The following is a 19,516-nucleotide window of genomic DNA, read 5'->3' as shown; positions in this document are numbered from 1 at the left end:
GAAATACGCTACTTCTGCTTGTTCGCCCGCCGGATCCGCTTTGCCCGCTCGATTTCGTGCCGAAAGTACTTGCGCCCCCACAACACGGCAGCGGCTACCCCTGCGATAACGGCCAACACTATGACAAAGTCCATTGACGTCTCCTCTCCGCCAGCAACGCTATCAAGACCGCGGGTCCACGGGACGGCCCTCCGCCACGGGAGCAGGCGCTTCCTTGGTCCGGTTCAGGCGCCACACGGCAAAGCCGATGAGCGCCAAGGCAGTAAGCGCCAGGAGCGCGAAGGCATAGGCCCGCATCGCCCACAGGACACTCGCCGCCACCCCGAGCGCGCCCCACCAGGTGAAAATCCGTTCGCCGAGCAGCAGTCCCGCCACCAGCAACAGGACGAATCCCGCGAGAACCCACAGTTGCTGAGGTGCCGTCCCGGCGAGCAGGGTGCCGGCTGCGGAGACGGTGAAGAGGGCCGCGGCGGCAATCATCCTGCCCCGCGCCCCCGTCGTGCCCGGCGCACCACCCCTGGAGCGGATGTAGCACAGTACTGCCAGAACGGCTCCCAGGACCACGAACCACTGGGCTGCCCAAAAGAAGTCCGGCGTCCGTCCGCTGGCGAAAAGGAGCGCCCGCTGCACGGCCGCGAGCAGGAGTACCGCAGCAGCCTCGCCGCATGGCCACGCGTATTTGCGGGGAACTTCGACGACGACGATGACGGCGGCCGCAGCCAGCAGGCCTGTCCCGGCCAAGGCTGTGGCATCACGCAGCAGCCCGACGACGGCGGACACGCCAAGACCGCCGAGCGAGCCGGCAAGCAGCGGAAGGCGGCGCCACTGCTCGCCCCGGACCGTGACGGGAGCCCCACGGTACCCCGCATAAAGCAAGCCGGCTGCAACAGAGCAGCCGCACAGCCACGGCAGGAACTCCGTCCACTCCCCCGCCGAAGGCAGGCCCGAGGCCAGCACGGTGGCACCGGCCAGGCTCAGTGGCACCGCCCCGAGGTAGGCCTTGGGCATCCGCTCGAGGTGCGAGGCTTCGAAGCACAACAAGGCTCCGAGCAGCAATGAGGCACCGGCCGCTGCGTCGATCCGGATGGCGAGGACATAAGCGGAAGCGATGAAAACGGCCGCCGCCCACAGCCAGAACCAACGGTCGGCCGCCGGCCCCGGCGTAATGCGCAGCCGCACGGCCATGACGGCGGCGGCCGGTGCGAGCAGGGCAACGACCATGCCTACGCGGTCAAGGAGCGGCACGCCGAGCCACTCGGGGCTCTGCAGAGGAATCTCCAGGCCCGCGGCAAGGACAAGGGCAACCGTCGCCGGTATTGCGATGTAGCGTGCGCCCGTCGCGGCAAGGAAACGGTCCGCTGCGAAGGCCGAGCACCCCAGCAGGAGCAATTCGAGCAGCAGGACCCAGCGTCCGCCGTCGTCGGCCTGCTGGAAGATGTAGACCAGAGGCAGGACCGCTTGGGCCGCCAGGGTGATCCAGACGGCTTCGTGCTGGAAGGGAACCTCAGCCAAGAGCCTGCGCGCGGCGCATTGGACTACGTGCTGGGCAAGGAACACGGCGGCAAGAGTCAACGAGACCACCGTGACCGAGGCGGCCAGGTCGTACGCAAGCACCCCTGCCAGGGCTGCGGTGAGGACCCGGACCGCCGCAAAATGGACGCCTTTCGCCGTAGGCCCGGCAGACGCTGCCACCATGACGGCACAAAAGACGGCGAAAACCCCAAGGACCAGCTCAAGCTGGTGGATACCGCCGGGACCGAAGACCAGCAGCAGGAAGAACGCCGCGGGCGCGAACGCCACGGACGCCGCCGTCCGCCTGAGCAGGAATCCCGCCGCCGCGGCGGCAACGGCCAATGCCACCGCCAGGCCACCATGCTGCCAGCTGCCGGGTTCCGAGAGCGACAAGAAAGCCCATGCCATGGCCATGAACGCGAGGGCGACGGCGGACTCCCCCGCTGCGGCACGCAGCCGGCGCGCCGCTTTCATCAGGGCGACCACCAGCTGGACACCGCATGCCGCGAAAACCACGGCTGCGGGCGAGACAGACTCCGCGAAGAAGACCAAGGCACCGCCGGCGTCGAGGAACTGCAGGTACGCCGTGCACAGCAGGAGGGTGAAGGCGGTCCTCGCTGCCCAGGCATGGAGCTGCCGCTGCAGTCCGTTGCCGGGACGGACAGCCTGGCCCGTGAAATAGCCGACGCCAAGGACGAGAAGGAAGTTCCCCCATATCAAAGGCAACGCAGTGAAGGCGAAGAGTCCGGCCGCCAGCATCATGGCCGGGGCCAAGCCGTCCCGCAGGCCGGGGCGCCTTGCGCCCTCGCGGCCGGACAGCAGGAAGCCGGCGACGGCGGACGCCGCTCCGATGGCCACCGCGGTCGTGGCACTGAGCATGTGGTCTCCCGTTGCGGCTTCGAGCACCCACACAAACGGAAGGAAGACCACTGCGGCTGCGCCAAATCCGGCCAACGACGCGTCCGGGCCATGCAACTGGAGGCCGGTACGCACCGCCCCCGCCTCGAACACCAACTGCGCGAGGCAGGCCGTGATGAAGCCCAGAACGGCGACGGCTGGCCGTTCCGCGGACGCAGGCAAGGCAGCCATAAGGAACGCCGGCACCGCGAGCGTCAAGGCAATCCGGGCGGCAAGCACGAAACGGCGCCGGACAATGCCCGCCGTTCCCGGAAGAACGCACCTGAGCCCCCAGGCGACCGCCGCAGCCAAAAGCAGGACCGCCGTCGGGCCCCCTCCGAGGGAAGGCACAAACGGTGAAGCTGCCAGCAAGACGCCGGCCGGAAGCAGTTCCGCGCTGCCGCGAAGCTTCCACGCCAGGACCAGCGCGCACACCAGCGCCGAATAGAAAGGCAACGCGAGGGGCAGCTCCCGCTGCGGAACCAGCATGACCGTCGCGACGAGTACGGCGCTGAGCTGCAACACAAAGCCCACCAGCGCGTCCAAACGCCAGAAGCCTCCCGGCTCCGAGGCAGTGGTTGCGTGATCGTCGGGCCGCGGGCGTGCCGGAACGACAGGGAACCATTTGTCGAGCTGTGCGGACGCGAATGCCACCCCGATGCTTTGAAGGCCGAGCAACAGCGAGGCAAAGTACAGGACGGCGCCCAGTCCGGCACCGGCGTCGGACACGGCCACAGTTGCCGCGACCGTGAGGCAAGCGCGCGCCCCGAGGAAATGCAACTTCCGGCCCGGTGTACTGCGGAACGCCGACGCCACCGCAAGGTACAGCCCGCACATCGCCATGATGAGCGCGTAGTCGCCAGGGCCGAGGAAACGCGGAGCGAAGGTCGCGGCGACCGCCACGAACGGCACGACGCAGGGATGCAGCACTTGCAAGGGCCGGAGGTAAATCGACGGTACGCCACGCAGGCCGCTGAGATTCGCGATACCAAGGACGACGGCGAGGCCGATCAACGCGACGAAATACCAGACAAGCGCGCCACCCAGCATGGAAACACCGGACCACGCCGAGGAAACGACGAAGGTCAAGGAGAGATAGGCCAGCACCTTGCTGTCCAGGCGGACGGCTGCGAAGACATACGCCGCTGTGCCTGCCAACGATGTCACCAGCCATGCAGAGGGGCCGTGGTGGAGGACGAAGTTGTACATCGCCAGCCCGGTGACAGGGATGAGCGCCAAGCCGGTGCCGGTGAAGGCCAGAGCGGCCGCCCGCAGGCGGGGTGCTTTCGCCGCCAGGATGAAACCGCCCGCGTAGAACAACACGGTGATCACCCAGACGCCGGCAAAGCGCAGCGCGGCCGGGAGGCCGGAACCGATGAAAAGCGCCGCGGACGCAACGAGCAGGAGGCTCGCCACGTACAGGGTGATGTTGATGTTCTGCCGCTCGCGCTTGGCTTTGCGTTCGGCCTTGGCCGCGAGCTCCTCGGGCGTGGGCGGTGGGGCCGGCGGCGTCATTGGGGCAACGGTAGGCGCGGGACGCGGCGGAGCAGCGGGAACGGCTGCGGCCTGGGGCTTGGCCACGGGCTGTGCAATGAAGTGCGAGGCGGGGCCACGGGGCACCGGCGGCACCAAGGATGGCGGTCCGAAACGCGCCGCGGCCTCCTGCCAACCCGCGAAATGGCCTGCCAGGAATCCGGAGCGGTACCGCGCGTCGTCGTTCCCCACAGCGAGCCGCTTGCCCTTTGTGACGCCCACCGCATAGCCAAACAGGGCAGAGACCCCGCACAGCACAACCACCAGGATCAACAATCCCACCAGCAAACCGGCCATCCGCCATTCCCCCTGCTGCCAACGCCGGACACGATCTCCAGCATTTATCCAATCGATAGATAAATCATAGCAAAAGAAAGCCCCGCCGCGTAAGCGACGGGGCTTTCTTCAGGTGTTCGGCCAGGCGCTGGCGCCCGGCGTCCTACCGATCTACAAGCAGAAACTACTTGATGATCTTGGTAACACGTCCCGAACCAACGGTGCGGCCACCTTCACGGATAGCGAAGCCGAGGCCCTCTTCCATAGCGATCGGCTGGATGAGCTCAACGGTCATCTCAGTGTTGTCGCCCGGCATGACCATTTCGGTGCCCTCGGGGAGGGTGATAACGCCGGTCACGTCGGTGGTGCGGAAGTAGAACTGCGGGCGGTAGTTCGAGTAGAACGGGTTGTGACGGCCGCCTTCGTCCTTGGAGAGGATGTAGACGTTGGCCTCGAAGTCGGTGTGCGGGGTGATGGAACCCGGCTTGACGACAACCTGGCCACGCTCGACATCGTCGCGCTTCAGACCACGGAGCAGGAGGCCACAGTTTTCGCCGGCCCATGCTTCGTCGAGCTGCTTGTGGAACATCTCGATACCGGTAACGGTGGTCTTCTGGATCGGGCGGATACCGACGATCTCAACTTCGGAGTTGATGGCGAGGGTGCCACGCTCGGCGCGGCCCGTAACAACGGTGCCACGGCCGGTGATGGTGAAGACGTCTTCGATCGGCATCAGGAACGGCTTGTCGCGGTCACGAACCGGGTCCGGAACGGACTCGTCGACAGCTTCCATCAGGTCCTCAACGGACTTGACCCACACCGGGTCGCCTTCCAGAGCCTTCAGGCCGGAAACGCGGATGACGGGAGCGTCGTCGCCGTCGAAGCCCTGGGAGCTGAGGAGCTCGCGGACTTCCATTTCCACGAGGTCGAGGAGTTCCTCGTCCTCAACCATGTCGGACTTGTTCAGCGCGACCAGCAGGTAGGGAACACCAACCTGGCGGGCGAGCAGAACGTGCTCACGGGTCTGAGCCATCGGGCCGTCGGTAGCGGCAACCACGAGGATCGCGCCATCCATCTGGGCAGCACCGGTGATCATGTTCTTGATGTAGTCAGCGTGACCCGGGGCGTCCACGTGTGCGTAGTGGCGCTTTTCGGTCTGGTACTCAACGTGGGAGATGTTGATGGTGATACCACGCTGACGCTCTTCCGGAGCAGAGTCGATCGACGCGAAGTCGCGCTGCTCGTTGAGAGTCGGGTACTTGTCGTACAGCACCTTGGAAATGGCGGCAGTCAGCGTCGTCTTACCGTGGTCAACGTGACCGATGGTGCCGATGTTGACGTGCGGCTTAGTCCGCTCGAACTTTGCCTTTGCCACAGGTTCCTCCTAGAACGATTTCAAGTGACGTGCTCCTCAACCGCGCTTTTCGCGGCAGAAACTTCAGCAAGTCTACTTGGGGGCTTTGGTTTTGGTGAAATTTACAGCTCCGGGAACCGAAACCGGTTCGTGAAGCTGGTGATGCAGGGGCCGGATCGGAGCCGGAACCCCGGTCCGGCCACTGCATCGGATGCGCTCCCTGACGGCAGGCACCCTTGGTTTTTCCGAAGCTGATTACTCGCCGCGGGTCTTCTGGATGATCTCGTCGGCAACAGCCTTCGGGACCTCCGCGTAGCTGTCGAAGGTCATCGAGTACACAGCGCGGCCCTGGGTCTTGGACCGCAGGTCGCCGATGTAGCCGAACATTTCGGACAGCGGAACGTTGGCACGGACAACCTTCACGCCCGCAGCATCTTCCATGGACTGGATCATGCCACGACGGGAGTTGAGGTCACCGATGACATCGCCCATGTACTCCTCGGGAGTACGGACCTCGACGGCCATGAGCGGCTCGAGGAGAACCGGGTTGGCACGCTTGGCGCCTTCCTTGAACACCTGGGAACCGGCGATCTTGAACGCCATTTCCGAGGAGTCGACGTCGTGGTAAGCGCCGTCGATCAGGGTTGCACGCACGCCCACCATCGGGTAACCGGCGAGGACACCGAACTGCATGGCGTCCTGGATACCGGCGTCAACCGAGGGGATGTACTCACGCGGGATACGGCCACCGGTGACAGCGTTCTTGAACTCGTAGAACTCGCCGTCGGTGGTGTCCATCGGCTCGAAGGAAACCTGCACCTTTGCAAACTGACCGGAACCACCGGTCTGCTTCTTGTGGGTGTAGTCGACCTTCTCGACAGCCTTCTTGATGGTTTCGCGGTACGCAACCTGCGGCTTGCCGACGTTGGCTTCGACCTTGAATTCGCGGCGCATACGGTCCACCAGGATGTCCAGGTGGAGCTCGCCCATGCCGGCGATAACGGTCTGGCCGGTCTCTTCGTTGAGGGAGACCTGGAAGGTCGGGTCCTCAGCGGAGAGCTTCTGGATGGCGGTGGAGAGCTTCTCCTGGTCACCCTTCGAGTTCGGCTCGATGGCCACAGAGATCACGGGCTCCGGGAAGCTCATGGACTCGAGGACGATCGGGTTCTGCGGATCACACAGGGTGTCGCCCGTGGTGGTGTCCTTCAGGCCGATGGCTGCGTAGATGTGGCCGGCGGTAGCGCCCTCAACGGGCATTTCCTTGTTGGCGTGCATCTGGAACAGCTTGCCGATGCGCTCCTTCTTGCTCTTGGTGGAGTTGACCACCTGAGCGCCGGATTCAACCTGGCCGGAGTACACGCGGATGAAGGTCAGCTGGCCGAAGAACGGGTGGGCAGCAATCTTGAACGCGAGGGCCGAGAACGGCTCGTCGGCGGACGGCTTGCGGGTCAGTTCCTTCTCTTCGTCGCGCGGATCGTGACCGATCATGGCGGGAACGTCGAGCGGGTTCGGCAGGAAGTCCACAACAGCGTCCAGCATCGGCTGAACACCGCGGTTCTTGAAGGCAGAACCACAGAAGACCGGGTAGAGCTCGGAGTTGATCGTCATCTTGCGGATGCCGGCCTTGAGCTCGTCGATGGTGAGTTCTTCACCTTCGAGGTACTTCTCCATGAGTTCCTCGGAGGACTCGGCGACAGTCTCAACGAGCTGTGCGCGGTACTCTTCGGCCTTGGCCTGGAGATCGGCGGGGATCTCCTGGACCTCGTAGGAAGCACCCATGGTCACGTCACCCTTGGCGTCGCCGGGCCACACGAGGGCACGCATGCCCAGGAGGTCCACGACACCAACGAAGTCGTTCTCGGAACCGATCGGCAGCTGCATGACCAGCGGCTTGGCACCGAGGCGGTTGATGATGGTGTCCACGGTGAAGTAGAAGTCCGCACCGAGCTTGTCCATCTTGTTGACGAAGCAGATACGCGGAACGTTGTACTTGTCAGCCTGGCGCCACACGGTCTCGGACTGCGGCTCCACACCTTCCTTGCCATCGAAGACGGCGACAGCGCCATCGAGGACGCGCAGGGAGCGCTCAACCTCGACGGTGAAGTCAACGTGGCCGGGGGTGTCGATGATGTTGATCTGGTTCTTGTTCCAGAAGCAGGTCACGGCGGCAGACGTGATGGTGATGCCGCGTTCCTTTTCCTGTTCCATCCAGTCGGTCGTCGAAGCGCCGTCGTGCGTTTCGCCGATCTTGTGGTTCACACCCGTGTAGAACAGGATGCGCTCGGTAGTGGTGGTCTTGCCGGCATCGATGTGGGCCATGATGCCGATGTTGCGGACCTTGTTAAGGTCGGTAAGCACGTCCTGTGCCACGGGGTCTCCCTTTCGGATGAACTACGCGCACGCCGCCGGCTCGGTGAGCCGGCGGCGAACGGAAGTATTACCAGCGGTAGTGGGCGAAGGCCTTGTTGGACTCGGCCATCTTGTGGGTGTCTTCGCGACGCTTCACAGCGGCACCGAGACCGTTGGAGGCATCCAGGATTTCGTTCTGGAGGCGCTCGGTCATGGTCTTCTCGCGGCGGGCCTTGGAGTAGCCCACGAGCCAACGCAGAGCCAGGGCGGTGGAACGGCCCGGCTTGACCTCAACGGGAACCTGGTAGGTGGCGCCACCGACACGGCGGGAGCGGACCTCGAGGGAAGGCTTGACGTTGTCCATGGCCTTCTTCAGAGCGGCAACGGGGTCGCCGCCGGTCTTGGCGCGGGCGCCTTCAAGAGCACCGTAAACGATGCGCTCTGCAGTGGACTTCTTGCCGTCGATCAGGACCTTGTTGATCAGCTGGGTGACCAACGGGGAGCCGTAGACGGGATCGGAAACGAGCGGCCGCTTGGGGGCCGGACCCTTGCGAGGCATATTACTTCTTCTCCATCTTTGCGCCGTAGCGGCTGCGGGCCTGCTTGCGGTTCTTCACACCCTGGGTGTCGAGTGCACCACGGACGATCTTGTAGCGGACACCCGGGAGGTCCTTAACACGACCACCGCGGACGAGCACGATGGAGTGCTCCTGCAGGTTGTGGCCAACACCGGGGATGTAGGCGGTAACTTCAATGCCACCGGCAAGGCGCACACGTGCGACCTTACGAAGGGCCGAGTTCGGCTTCTTCGGGGTGGTGGTGTAAACGCGGGTGCAAACACCGCGGCGCATCGGGCTGCCCTTCAGCGCGGGAGCCTTGGTCTTGGAGACCTTCGGCGTGCGGCCCTTGCGGACCAGCTGGTTAATCGTAGGCACTTTCGTGTTCTCCGTAATTTGATCTCTGCCACCACACCAGGCGCCAGCCCGGGACGTGGAAGCTTTGGCGTTGCTCATGCAGCTTCAGGTCCAGAAGGTCCGGTGGGCGTGCAAAAGTGCGGCATTCGTTGCGCAAGTTGCCCGCAACCCGGAAACAGGCTCCACCCGACATCATGAGAACAAAACCAAAATGATGCCGCGGCGGCCTTCATCCACTGCCACACAGAACAATTACGAAAAGTCTAGCATGGCTTGCCGAACCGCCTTAATCCGGTGTACGACGGCGGCCGGCGCCTGCCGCCGTCGTACTCCCCTTGCGGGGGCACGGACAAAGAGGCGGCCGGGAAAGCAGGAAGCCCCCGCGTCCTGACGGACGCGGGGGCTTCCTGCCACCTGGTTCAGGCTTCCGCTCAGCGGAAGTCGTTGCCCAGGTCGTAGTCATCCAGCGGGATGGCGTGGAACTCGGGAGCTCCGTCGCCGCCCAGGGCGTCGTACGAGAAGTCGGTGAAGGCGCTGGGGCCCGTGAACAGGCTTGCCTTTGCTTCTTCAGTCGGCTCCACGGTGACCTCGGTGTAACGGGGCAGGCCCGTACCGGCCGGGATGAGCTTACCGATGATGACGTTCTCCTTGAGGCCGAGCAGCGGGTCGCTCTTGCCTTCCATGGCCGCCTGCGTCAGGACGCGGGTGGTCTCCTGGAAGGAAGCGGCGGACAGCCACGACTCGGTCGCCAGCGACGCCTTGGTGATACCCATCAGTTCCGGACGGCCGGACGCCGGGGTAAGACCCTCGGACACCACGCGGCGGTTCTCGTCTTCGAAGCGGGCACGCTCGGCGAGCTCGCCCGGAAGCAGCTCGGAGTCGCCGGATTCGATGACGGTCACGCGGCGCAGCATCTGGCGGACGATGACTTCCACGTGCTTGTCGTGGATGCCGATGCCCTGGCTGCGGTATACGCCCTGGACCTCGTCCACCAGGAACTTCTGGGCGGCACGGGGGCCCATGATGCGCAGAACCTGCTTCGGGTCCACCGGACCGTTGATCAGCTTCTGGCCGACGCTGACGTGCTCGCCGTCCTCGATGAGGAGGCGGGAACGGCGCAGCACCGGGTAGGCGATCTCCTCGGAACCGTCGTCCGGGGTGATGATCAGGCGCATCTGGCGCTCGGACTCTTCGATGGTGATGCGGCCGGCCGCTTCGGCGATCGGTGCAACACCCTTCGGAGTGCGGGCTTCGAAGAGTTCCTGGATACGGGGCAGACCCTGGGTGATGTCGTCGCCACCGCTTGCGGACACGGCACCACCGGTGTGGAAGGTACGCATGGTCAGCTGGGTACCCGGTTCACCGATGGACTGCGCGGCGATGATGCCGACGGCCTCGCCGATGTCCACGGTCTTGCCGGTGGCCAGCGAACGGCCGTAGCAGAGCGCACAGGTACCGACCTTGGACTCACAGGTGAGCACGGAGCGGACCTTGACCTGGGTGATGCCCGCGGCCAGCAGCTCGCCGATGACGACGTCGCCGCAGTCGGTGCCGGCCGGAGCCAGGACCTTGCCCTCGGAGTCGACGACGTCGACGGCCAAGGTGCGTGCGTAGGCGCTGTTCTCGACGTTCTCGTCCAGGACCAGCTCACCGTTGGAGTCCGGCACGGCGATTGCGACGTTCAGGCCGCGCTCGGTACCGCAGTCCTCTTCGCGGACGATGACGTCCTGCGAAACGTCCACCAGACGACGGGTCAGGTAACCCGAGTTGGCGGTACGGAGAGCGGTATCGGCCAGACCCTTACGGGCACCGTGCGTGGCGATGAAGTATTCCAGCACCGACAGGCCCTCACGGTAGGAGGACTTGATCGGACGCGGGATGATCTCACCCTTCGGGTTGGCCACGAGGCCACGGATACCCGCGATCTGGCGGACCTGCATCCAGTTACCACGTGCACCGGAGGACACCATGCGGTTGATGGTGTTCATCGGCGACAGGCTGTCACGCATGACCTGGGCGATCTCGTTGGTTGCCTTGTTCCAGATCTCGATCAGTTCCTGGCGACGCTCGTCGTCGTCGATCAGGCCCTTGTCGTACTGGCCCTGGATCTTGGCAGCCATGGTCTCGTACCCGGCGAGGATGCCCGGCTTGGCGTCCGGGACCTCGATGTCGGAGATGGCCACGGTGACACCCGAACGGGTTGCCCAATAGAAACCGGCATCCTTCAGGTTGTCCAGGGTGGCCGCGGTGACGACCTTCGGGTAGCGCTCGGCAAGGTCGTTGACGATGCGGGAGAGCTCGCCCTTGTCAGCAACAGCCTCGACCCAGGGGTAGTCCTCGGGCAGGGTCTGGTTGAAGATGACCTGGCCCAGGGAGGTTTCGACGAGCGCGGGCTGGCCCGGCTCCCAACCTTCCGGAGCTTCCCAGCCGGCGTACGGCACGAAGTTCTCCAGGCGGATCTTCACCTGGGAGTTCAGGTGCAGTTCGCGGGCGTCGTAGGCCATGATGGCTTCCGCAACCGAGGCGAACACGCGGCCTTCACCGGCCGAACCAACACGCTTGGTGGTCAGGTGGTAGAGGCCGATGATCATATCCTGCGAAGGCAGGGTCACCGGACGGCCATCGGACGGCTTCAGGATGTTGTTCGAGGACAGCATCAGGATGCGGGCCTCAGCCTGGGCTTCGGGGCTCAGCGGCAGGTGCACTGCCATCTGGTCGCCGTCGAAGTCGGCGTTGAAGGCGCCACACACCAGCGGGTGCAGCTGGATGGCCTTGCCTTCAACAAGCTGGGGCTCGAACGCCTGGATACCGAGGCGGTGCAGGGTAGGTGCACGGTTGAGCAGCACCGGGTGTTCGGTGATGATCTCTTCCAGCACGTCCCAGACCTGCGGACGGTAGCGCTCGACCATGCGCTTGGCCGACTTGATGTTCTGCGCGTGGTTGAGGTCAACCAGGCGCTTCATCACGAACGGCTTGAAGAGCTCCAGGGCCATCTGCTTGGGCAGACCGCACTGGTGCAGCTTCAGCTGCGGGCCGACGACGATGACCGAACGGCCCGAGTAGTCAACGCGCTTACCGAGCAGGTTCTGGCGGAAACGGCCCTGCTTGCCCTTGAGCATGTCGCTCAGGGACTTCAGCGGACGGTTGCCCGGACCCGTGACGGGGCGGCCGCGGCGGCCGTTGTCGAAGAGGCTGTCAACAGCTTCCTGAAGCATGCGCTTCTCGTTGTTGACGATGATCTCCGGGGCACCGAGGTCCAGCAGTCGCTTGAGTCGGTTGTTGCGGTTGATCACACGGCGGTAGAGGTCATTGAGGTCGGAGGTCGCGAAGCGGCCACCATCCAGCTGGACCATCGGGCGCAGTTCCGGCGGGATCACCGGGACGGCGTCCAGCACCATGCCGAGCGGGCTGTTGTTGGTGGTCAGGAAGGCGTTGACGACCTTAAGACGCTTCAGGGCGCGGGTCTTGCGCTGGCCCTTGCCGTTCTGGATGGTGTCGCGCAGTGCCTCGGCCTCTGCCTGCATGTCGAAGTTCTCAAGGCGCTTCTTGATGGCTTCGGCACCCATGGAGCCTTCGAAGTACATGCCGTAGCGGTCACGCAGTTCGCGGTACAGGGCTTCGTCACCTTCGAGATCGGCGACCTTCAGGTTCTTGAAGCGGTCCCAGACCTGCTCGAGGCGCTCGATTTCGGCGTCGGCGCGCTTGCGCACGTTCGCCATCTGGCGGTCGGCGGAATCGCGGGCCTTCTTCTTGTCGGCAGCCTTGGCGCCTTCGCCCTCGAGGCGGGCAAGCTCGTCCTCAAGGTCGCGGGCGATCGCGGCGATGTCGCTGTCGCGGTTGTCGACGAGCTGCTTCTTCTCGAGGTCGTGCTCGACCTGGAGGTTCGGCAGTTCGGCGTGGCGGCTTTCCGTGTCCACGCTGGTGATCATGTACGCGGCGAAGTAAATGACCTTTTCGAGGTCCTTCGGCGCGAGGTCAAGGAGGTAGCCCAGGCGGGAGGGAACACCCTTGAAGTACCAGATGTGGGTAACGGGCGCGGCCAGTTCGATGTGGCCCATGCGCTCACGGCGCACCTTGGCGCGGGTGACCTCAACGCCACAACGCTCACAGATGATGCCCTTGAAGCGCACGCGCTTGTACTTGCCGCAGTAGCATTCCCAGTCGCGGGACGGGCCGAAGATCTTCTCGCAGAAGAGGCCGTCCTTCTCGGGCTTGAGCGTGCGGTAGTTGATGGTTTCCGGCTTCTTGACCTCACCGTAAGACCAGCCGCGGATGTCTTCCGCGGTGGCGAGGCCGATCTGCATGAGGCCGAAGGAGGATTCGCTGGACATGTGGTCCCTGTTCTCTCTTGTTCTCTAAGTTCTGAAGTCTTGGTTTACGGGGTTTCGACAGGCTCACCCACCGAAGTGGGAGGTGAGGTACGACGGCGGGTGGGCACCCGCCGTCGTACGCCCGCCTGCTAAACCTCTTCTACGGAGCTGGGCTCTGCGCGAGACAGATCGATGCCCAGTTCTTCCGCAGCCGTAAAGACTGCGTCATCAGAGTCACGCATTTCGATCGTCGTGCCGTCGGTGGAAAGGACTTCCACGTTCAGGCACAGCGACTGCATTTCCTTGATCAAGACCTTGAAGGATTCCGGAACGCCCGGCTCGGGGATGTTCTCGCCCTTGACGATGGCTTCGTAAACCTTCACGCGGCCGTGGATGTCATCCGACTTGATCGTGAGCAGTTCCTGGAGCGTGTAGGCAGCGCCATAGGCCTCGAGGGCCCACACTTCCATTTCACCGAAGCGCTGGCCACCGAACTGAGCCTTACCACCGAGCGGCTGCTGGGTGATCATGGAGTACGGACCGGTGGAGCGGGCGTGGATCTTGTCGTCCACCAGGTGGTGGAGCTTCAGGATGTACATGTAGCCGACCGAGATCGGATCCGGGAACGGTTCGCCGGAGCGGCCGTCGAACAGGCGGGTCTTGCCGGAGGAGTCGATCAGACGCTCGCCGTCGCGGGTCACGTTGGTCGAATCCAGCAGGCCGGTGATTTCCTCTTCGCGGGCACCATCGAACACCGGAGTGGCGAGGGTCTGGTTCGGACCGGTCTCGCGCGGCAGGTTCGGAAGGTTCTTGACCCACTCGGGCTCGCCTTCGATCTTCCAACCGGTCTTGGCAACCCAACCGAGGTGGGTTTCCAGGACCTGGCCGACGTTCATACGGCCCGGAACACCCAGCGGGTTCAGGACGATGTCCACCGGGGTACCGTCGGCGAGGAACGGCATGTCCTCAACCGGCAGGATCTTGGAGATGACACCCTTGTTGCCGTGGCGGCCTGCGAGCTTGTCGCCGTCCGTGATCTTGCGCTTGGCGGCAACGTAGACGCGGACCAGCTGGTTCACGCCCGGGGGCAGTTCGTCGTCGTTGTCGCGGTCGAAGACGCGCACGCCGATGACGGTACCGGACTCGCCGTGCGGCACCTTCAGGGAGGTGTCGCGGACCTCGCGGGACTTCTCGCCGAAGATGGCGCGCAGCAGGCGCTCTTCCGGAGTCAGTTCGGTTTCACCCTTCGGGGTGACCTTGCCGACCAGGATGTCGCCGGCCTCGACCTCGGCACCGATGTGGATGATGCCGCGCTCGTCCAGGCCTGCCAGGACTTCCTCGGACACGTTCGGGATGTCACGGGTGATTTCCTCGGCACCAAGCTTGGTGTCGCGGGCGTCGATCTCGTGCTCTTCGATGTGGATCGAGGAGAGAACGTCCTCGGCCACGATGCGCTGGGACAGGATGATGGCGTCTTCGAAGTTGTGGCCTTCCCACGACATGAATGCCACGAGGAGGTTCTTGCCCAGGGCGAGTTCACCCTGGTCCGTTGCCGGGCCGTCGGCGATGATGCCGCCGACTTCCAGGCGCTGGCCTTCGTTGACCAGGACGCGGTGGTTGTAGCAGTTGCCCTGGTTGGAGCGGGCGAACTTGCTGATCCGGTAGCTGGACTCGGTGCCGTCGTCGTTCAGCATGGTGACGAGGTCCGCGGACACTTCGCTGACCACACCGGCCTTCTTGGCGATGACGACGTCGCCGGCGTCAACGGCTGCGGCGCGCTCCATGCCGGTGCCCACGAACGGGGCCTCGGAACGGACCAGCGGCACGGCCTGGCGCTGCATGTTCGCACCCATGAGGGCGCGGTTGGCGTCGTCGTGCTCGAGGAACGGGATCAGGGCCGTAGCCACGGACACCATCTGGCGCGGGGAAACGTCCATGAACTGGACGTCCTCGGCGGGAACGAGCACGGGCTCTCCCCCACCACCGCGGGCACGGACAAGCACGGTCTCTTCGGAGAACTTGTTGTTCGCATCCAGCGGCGCGTTCGCCTGGGCGATCAGCACCTCGGCTTCGTCGTCGGCGGTCAGGTACTCGACGTCGTCGGACACCACGCCGCCGGAAACCTTGCGGTACGGAGTCTCGATGAAGCCGAACGGGTTGATGCGGCCGTAGGACGCCAGCGAACCGATCAGACCGATGTTCGGACCTTCAGGGGTTTCGATGGGGCACATACGTCCGTAGTGCGACGGGTGGACGTCACGGACTTCCATGCCGGCGCGGTCACGGGACAGACCACCGGGGCCAAGGGCCGACAGGCGGCGCTTGTGGGTCAGGCCCGAGAGCGGGTTGTTCTGGTCCATGAACTGGGACAGCTGGGAGGTTCCGAAGAACTCCTTGATGGCTGCCACGACAGGACGGATGTTGATCAGGGTCTGCGGCGTAATGGCCTCGACGTCCTGCGTGGTCATGCGTTCGCGGACGACGCGCTCCATGCGGGACAGGCCGGTGCGGACCTGGTTCTCGATCAGTTCGCCGACCGCGCGGATGCGGCGGTTGCCGAAGTGGTCGATGTCATCGATCTCGACACGGATCTCGTGGTCTTCGCCATCGCGCTTGCCCATGATGGTCTTCTCGCCGGCGTGCAGCGCAACGAGGAACTTGATCATGGCGACGATGTCTTCAACGTGCAGGACCGAAGCTTCCTTGTCGCCAAGGGAGCGGTCGATGCCGAGCTTGCGGTTGATCTTGTACCGGCCGACCTTGGCGAGGTCGTAGCGCTTGGGCTCGAAGTAGAGGTTGCGCAGCAGGGCCTCGGCAGCTTCGACGGTGGGCGGCTCGCCCGGACGCAGCTTGCGGTAGATGTCCAGGAGCGCGTCTTCGCGGGTCTCGGTGGTGTCCTTCTCCAGGGTGGCGCGCATGGAGTCGTACTGGCCGAACTCTTCGAGGATCTGGCCGTCGGTCCAGCCGAGGGCCTTCAGCAGCACCGTGACGGACTGCTTGCGCTTGCGGTCGAGGCGGACGCCGACCTGGTCGCGCTTGTCGATCTCGAGCTCGAACCATGCACCGCGGGACGGGATGATGCGGGCGGTGAAGATGTCCTTGTCGCTGGTCTTGTCAGCGGCGCGCTCGAAGTAGGCGCCCGGGGAACGGACCAGCTGGGAGACGACGACACGCTCGGTGCCGTTGACAACGAAGGTGCCCTTCTCCGTCATGAGGGGGAAGTCACCCATGAACACGGTCTGCTGCTTGATTTCGCCCGTGTTGTTGTTCATGAACTCGGCCTTGACGTACAGCGGCGCCGAGTAGGTGGCGTCACGGTCCTTGCATTCGGCCATGGTGTACTTGGGGTCAGCGAACTCCGGCTCGGAGAAGCTCAGGGACATGGTGCCCTGGAAATCTTCGATCGGGGAGATCTCTTCGAAGATGTCGGCAAGTCCGGAGGTGGTGGCGACGCTCAGGTCGCCTTCCTCGACGGCCTTCGCAACCCGCGCCTGCCAGCGTTCGTTTCCGACGAGCCAGTCAAAGCTGTCCGTCTGCAGCGCGAGGAGATTCGGAACATCAAGCGGTTCGTGAATCTTTGCGAATGAGAGCCGGCGAGTAGCACCATCGGTGCTGTCGGCATTGATAGCGGTTCCTGCGTTATTTACATTAGAGGTGCTCGAGGCGACCAAGAGGGATCCTTCCACAGACCTTCAGGCGTTTTCAGATCTCCCCCGTTTTGTATCCCGCGGGCACAAAGTCCGCAGGGCACCAATCCGGTTCCGCTATATGACCCGGGCCTCCGCCGGCCGGTGAAATGCCTGGTGAAAGGCACGTCAAGGGCGCAGCTGAGAGGTAAAGCCCACCGCTATATGAAGGCTGAAGGTTAACAGGGAAGACGCAAATATCCACAATACGGCAAATCGCCCTACGTGTCTACCCCACTTCCCCAAGGATTGCAAGCACGGTTGCTGCAGGCATCTATCCGGCGTCCATCCGCTCACCTCCGGACCGTTCAGGAATGCCCCGCCCCGTCCAGACGTTGACAATGTGAGGCACGCCATGCGTTGTAGCCTTGGCTCACTGGTTCCAGAACGGAAGAGGAAAAATGAGCAACCCAACGGACAACAACGATGTTGTCATCCTGGCCGCGGCACGCACCCCACAGGGGCGGCTGAACGGGCAGCTGGCGGGATTCACCGCCGTCGAACTCGGCGCCCATGCGATTTCCGCCGCCATCGCGGCGAGCGGTGTGTCCGCGGGCGCGGTAGACGCCGTCATCATGGGACAGGTCCTGCAGGCCGGCGCCGGCCAGAATCCGGCACGGCAGAGCGCCATCGCCGCGGGTGTCGGCTGGAACATTCCCGCCGTGACGATCAACAAGGTGTGCCTCTCCGGTCTGACCGCCGTAATCGACGCCGCCCGCCTGATCCGCAGCGGCGACGCCACCGTGGTGGTGGCCGGCGGCCAGGAATCCATGACCCGGGCACCGCACTTGCTTCCCGGTTCACGCCAGGGCTGGACCTACGGGGCCATCCAGGCCCTCGACGTCGCCGCCCATGACGGCCTCACCGACGCTTTCGACGGGCAATCGATGGGCCTGTCCACGGAAACCCGCAACGTCACCCTCGGCATCGACCGCAAGGCCCAGGACGAGGTGGCAGCCGCATCCCACCAGCGCGCCGCCGTCGCGGTCAAGGAAGGCGTGTTCGACGGCGAGATCGCCCCCATCAGCGTGAAGCAACGCAAGGGCGACCCCATCGTGGTGGGCGAAGACGAAGGCATCCGGCCGGACACCACGCTGGACACTCTTGCCCCGCTCCGCCCGGCGTTCGCGAGCGACGGCACCATCACCGCGGGCAACTCCTCTCCCCTGTCCGACGGCGCCTCCGCACTCGTTCTGTGCAGCCGCGCCTATGCGGAGGAACACGGACTGGACTACCTCGCCGTCGTCGGCAAGCCCGGACAGGTGGCCGGACCGGACAACTCCCTGCACGCCCAGCCGTCGAACGCGATCAAGCGGGCCCTCGACAACGCGGGCTGGACAGTCGCGGACCTGGACTTCATCGAAATCAACGAGGCCTTCGGCTCCGTGGCGGTCCAGTCGCTGAAGGAGCTCGGCTACCCCTTGGAGAAGTGCAATATCCACGGCGGGGCGATCGCCTTGGGCCACCCGATCGGTGCTTCGGGGGCACGGCTGGCGCTGCACGCGGCCTTCGAGCTCAAGCGGCGCGGGTCCGGCAAGGCCGCGGTTTCCCTCTGCGGCGGCGGCGGCCAGGGCGAAGCGCTCCTGCTCTACCGCGACTGATTCCCAGCAAAGGAAAGCTACGTGAACGGTACCGAACGGTTCCTTGCCGATGCCCAGGCCCGGGGGTTGGACGTCCAGCTCGTGGAGCGGCAGGCCGCCCGAAGCCTCGAGGAGGCTGCGGAGATCCTGGGCATCACGCCGGCGGACATCGTGAAATCCTTGGTGGTCAAGCACCGCGACGGCACGTTCCTGTTCGCGCTGATTCCCGGCGACCGGCAGATCTCCTGGCCCAAGCTGCGGTCCCTCGTGGGAGTGAACAAGCTCTCCCTGCCGCATGCCGACGTCGCGCTGGAAGCCACCGGCTACGAACGCGGCACCATCACGCCGCTGGGCAGCACCACGGCGTGGCCGGTCTACGCGGACGCGAGCATCGCAGGACGCCGGATCTCGATGGGTGCCGGCGCCCACGGCTACAGCGCCTTCGTCGACGCCGACGCCCTGACGACCGCTCTCGGGGCGACCGTCGCGGACATCAGCGAACCGGTTTAAGGCAACGCGGGGTCACTTACGGCCCATCCCGAGCGGGATGATGGGCCGTAAGTGACCCCGTGTTGTCTTGTTAACGCAGGAAACCCCGCCTTAACGCAGGAAACCCCGCCCGGCGGACCGGACGGGGCTTCCTTGGCAAGAACTTGCCGCAGGCGAATGAGTTACTTGAGGGTAACGGTTGCGCCGGCTTCTTCGAGCTGAGCCTTGGCCTTCTCGGCAGCTTCCTTGTTGGCGCCTTCGAGAACCGGCTTCGGAGCACCGTCAACCAGGTCCTTGGCTTCCTTGAGGCCGAGGGAGGTGATGGCGCGGACTTCCTTGATCACTGCGATCTTCTTGTCGCCAGCGGATTCGAGGATGACGTCGAAGGAGTCCTTCTCTTCAGCCTCTTCGGCGCCTGCGCCGCCACCGGCCGGGCCGGCAACTGCAACAGCAGCAGCGGTAACTTCGAAGGTCTCTTCGAAGAGCTTGACGAACTCGGAGAGCTCGATGATGGTCAGTTCCTTGAAAGCTTCGATGAGCTCTTCGTTGCTGAGCTTCGCCATGGTTGGCGTCCTTCCTTTAGGTGGTGCCTGCGCGGGCCATGCCCGCCGCTGCA

10 protein-coding genes are annotated in these 19,516 nt (G+C 64.5%); 2 read left to right on the top strand and 8 right to left on the bottom strand.

Going from position 1 to position 19,516, the window contains the following annotated elements; genetic code table 11:
- Window positions 1-162: 162 nt before the first annotated feature.
- From BIU82_RS15725 to rpoB, 7 genes are all read right to left on the bottom strand, one after another.
- Complete coding sequence (locus BIU82_RS15725) at window positions 163-4,239, bottom strand: hypothetical protein (RefSeq protein WP_083292376.1); 4,077 nt, start codon at window positions 4,237-4,239, stop codon at window positions 163-165.
- A 163-nt stretch (window positions 4,240-4,402) separates the two neighbouring features.
- Window positions 4,403-5,593, bottom strand: a complete 1,191-nt coding sequence (tuf, locus tag BIU82_RS15720; protein WP_070350356.1) for an elongation factor Tu — start codon at window positions 5,591-5,593, stop codon at window positions 4,403-4,405.
- Between the two features lie 234 nt (window positions 5,594-5,827).
- A complete protein-coding gene (fusA, locus tag BIU82_RS15715; protein WP_070350355.1) occupies window positions 5,828-7,942 on the bottom strand; it encodes an elongation factor G in 2,115 nt (704 codons plus the stop codon).
- Window positions 7,943-8,009: 67 nt separating this feature from the next.
- Entirely contained in the window at window positions 8,010-8,480 is a 471-nt protein-coding gene (rpsG, locus tag BIU82_RS15710) for a 30S ribosomal protein S7 (protein WP_021472399.1), read from the bottom strand.
- A 1-nt stretch (window position 8,481) separates the two neighbouring features.
- Window positions 8,482-8,856 (bottom strand): 30S ribosomal protein S12, encoded by a 375-nt coding sequence (rpsL, locus tag BIU82_RS15705; protein WP_070350354.1) that lies wholly within the window; start codon window positions 8,854-8,856, stop codon window positions 8,482-8,484.
- Window positions 8,857-9,266: 410 nt separating this feature from the next.
- Window positions 9,267-13,166 (bottom strand): DNA-directed RNA polymerase subunit beta', encoded by a 3,900-nt coding sequence (locus tag BIU82_RS15700; protein ID WP_070350353.1) that lies wholly within the window; start codon window positions 13,164-13,166, stop codon window positions 9,267-9,269.
- A gap of 128 nt (window positions 13,167-13,294) precedes the next feature.
- Window positions 13,295-16,816, bottom strand: coding sequence for a DNA-directed RNA polymerase subunit beta (gene rpoB, locus BIU82_RS15695; RefSeq protein WP_070350352.1), 3,522 nt, complete (start codon window positions 16,814-16,816; stop codon window positions 13,295-13,297).
- Window positions 16,817-17,232: 416 nt separating this feature from the next.
- On the opposite strand from rpoB, the gene BIU82_RS15690 reads away from it, so the two are divergent.
- A complete protein-coding gene (locus BIU82_RS15690; RefSeq protein WP_070350351.1) occupies window positions 17,233-18,432 on the top strand; it encodes an acetyl-CoA C-acetyltransferase in 1,200 nt (399 codons plus the stop codon).
- Between the two features lie 21 nt (window positions 18,433-18,453).
- Window positions 18,454-18,921 (top strand): YbaK/EbsC family protein, encoded by a 468-nt coding sequence (locus BIU82_RS15685; RefSeq protein WP_070350350.1) that lies wholly within the window; start codon window positions 18,454-18,456, stop codon window positions 18,919-18,921.
- Window positions 18,922-19,082: 161 nt separating this feature from the next.
- On the opposite strand, the gene rplL is transcribed toward BIU82_RS15685, so the two are convergent.
- The gene (gene rplL / locus BIU82_RS15680; protein WP_070350349.1) at window positions 19,083-19,463 is read right to left on the bottom strand and encodes a 50S ribosomal protein L7/L12; all 381 of its coding nucleotides are present in this window, start codon (window positions 19,461-19,463) and stop codon (window positions 19,083-19,085) included.
- Between the last annotated feature and the right edge of the window lie 53 nt (window positions 19,464-19,516).

Origin of the sequence: Arthrobacter sp. SW1, assembly GCF_001766675.1 — a bacterium.
GTDB lineage: Bacteria > Actinomycetota > Actinomycetes > Actinomycetales > Micrococcaceae > Arthrobacter.
This window is presented reverse-complemented; position numbering and strand designations above follow the sequence as displayed.

What these genes read in the sequence shown, in the direction of transcription:
- BIU82_RS15725 (WP_083292376.1), bottom strand. Translation starts at nt 4,239, where the DNA reads ATGGCCGGTTTGCTGGTGGGATTGTTGATCCTGGTGGTTGTGCTGTGC.
- rpsG (WP_021472399.1), bottom strand. Translation starts at nt 8,480, where the DNA reads ATGCCTCGCAAGGGTCCGGCCCCCAAGCGGCCGCTCGTTTCCGATCCC.
- BIU82_RS15700 (WP_070350353.1), bottom strand. Translation starts at nt 13,166, where the DNA reads ATGTCCAGCGAATCCTCCTTCGGCCTCATGCAGATCGGCCTCGCCACC.
- BIU82_RS15690 (WP_070350351.1), top strand. Translation starts at nt 17,233, where the DNA reads ATGAGCAACCCAACGGACAACAACGATGTTGTCATCCTGGCCGCGGCA.
- rplL (WP_070350349.1), bottom strand. Translation starts at nt 19,463, where the DNA reads ATGGCGAAGCTCAGCAACGAAGAGCTCATCGAAGCTTTCAAGGAACTG.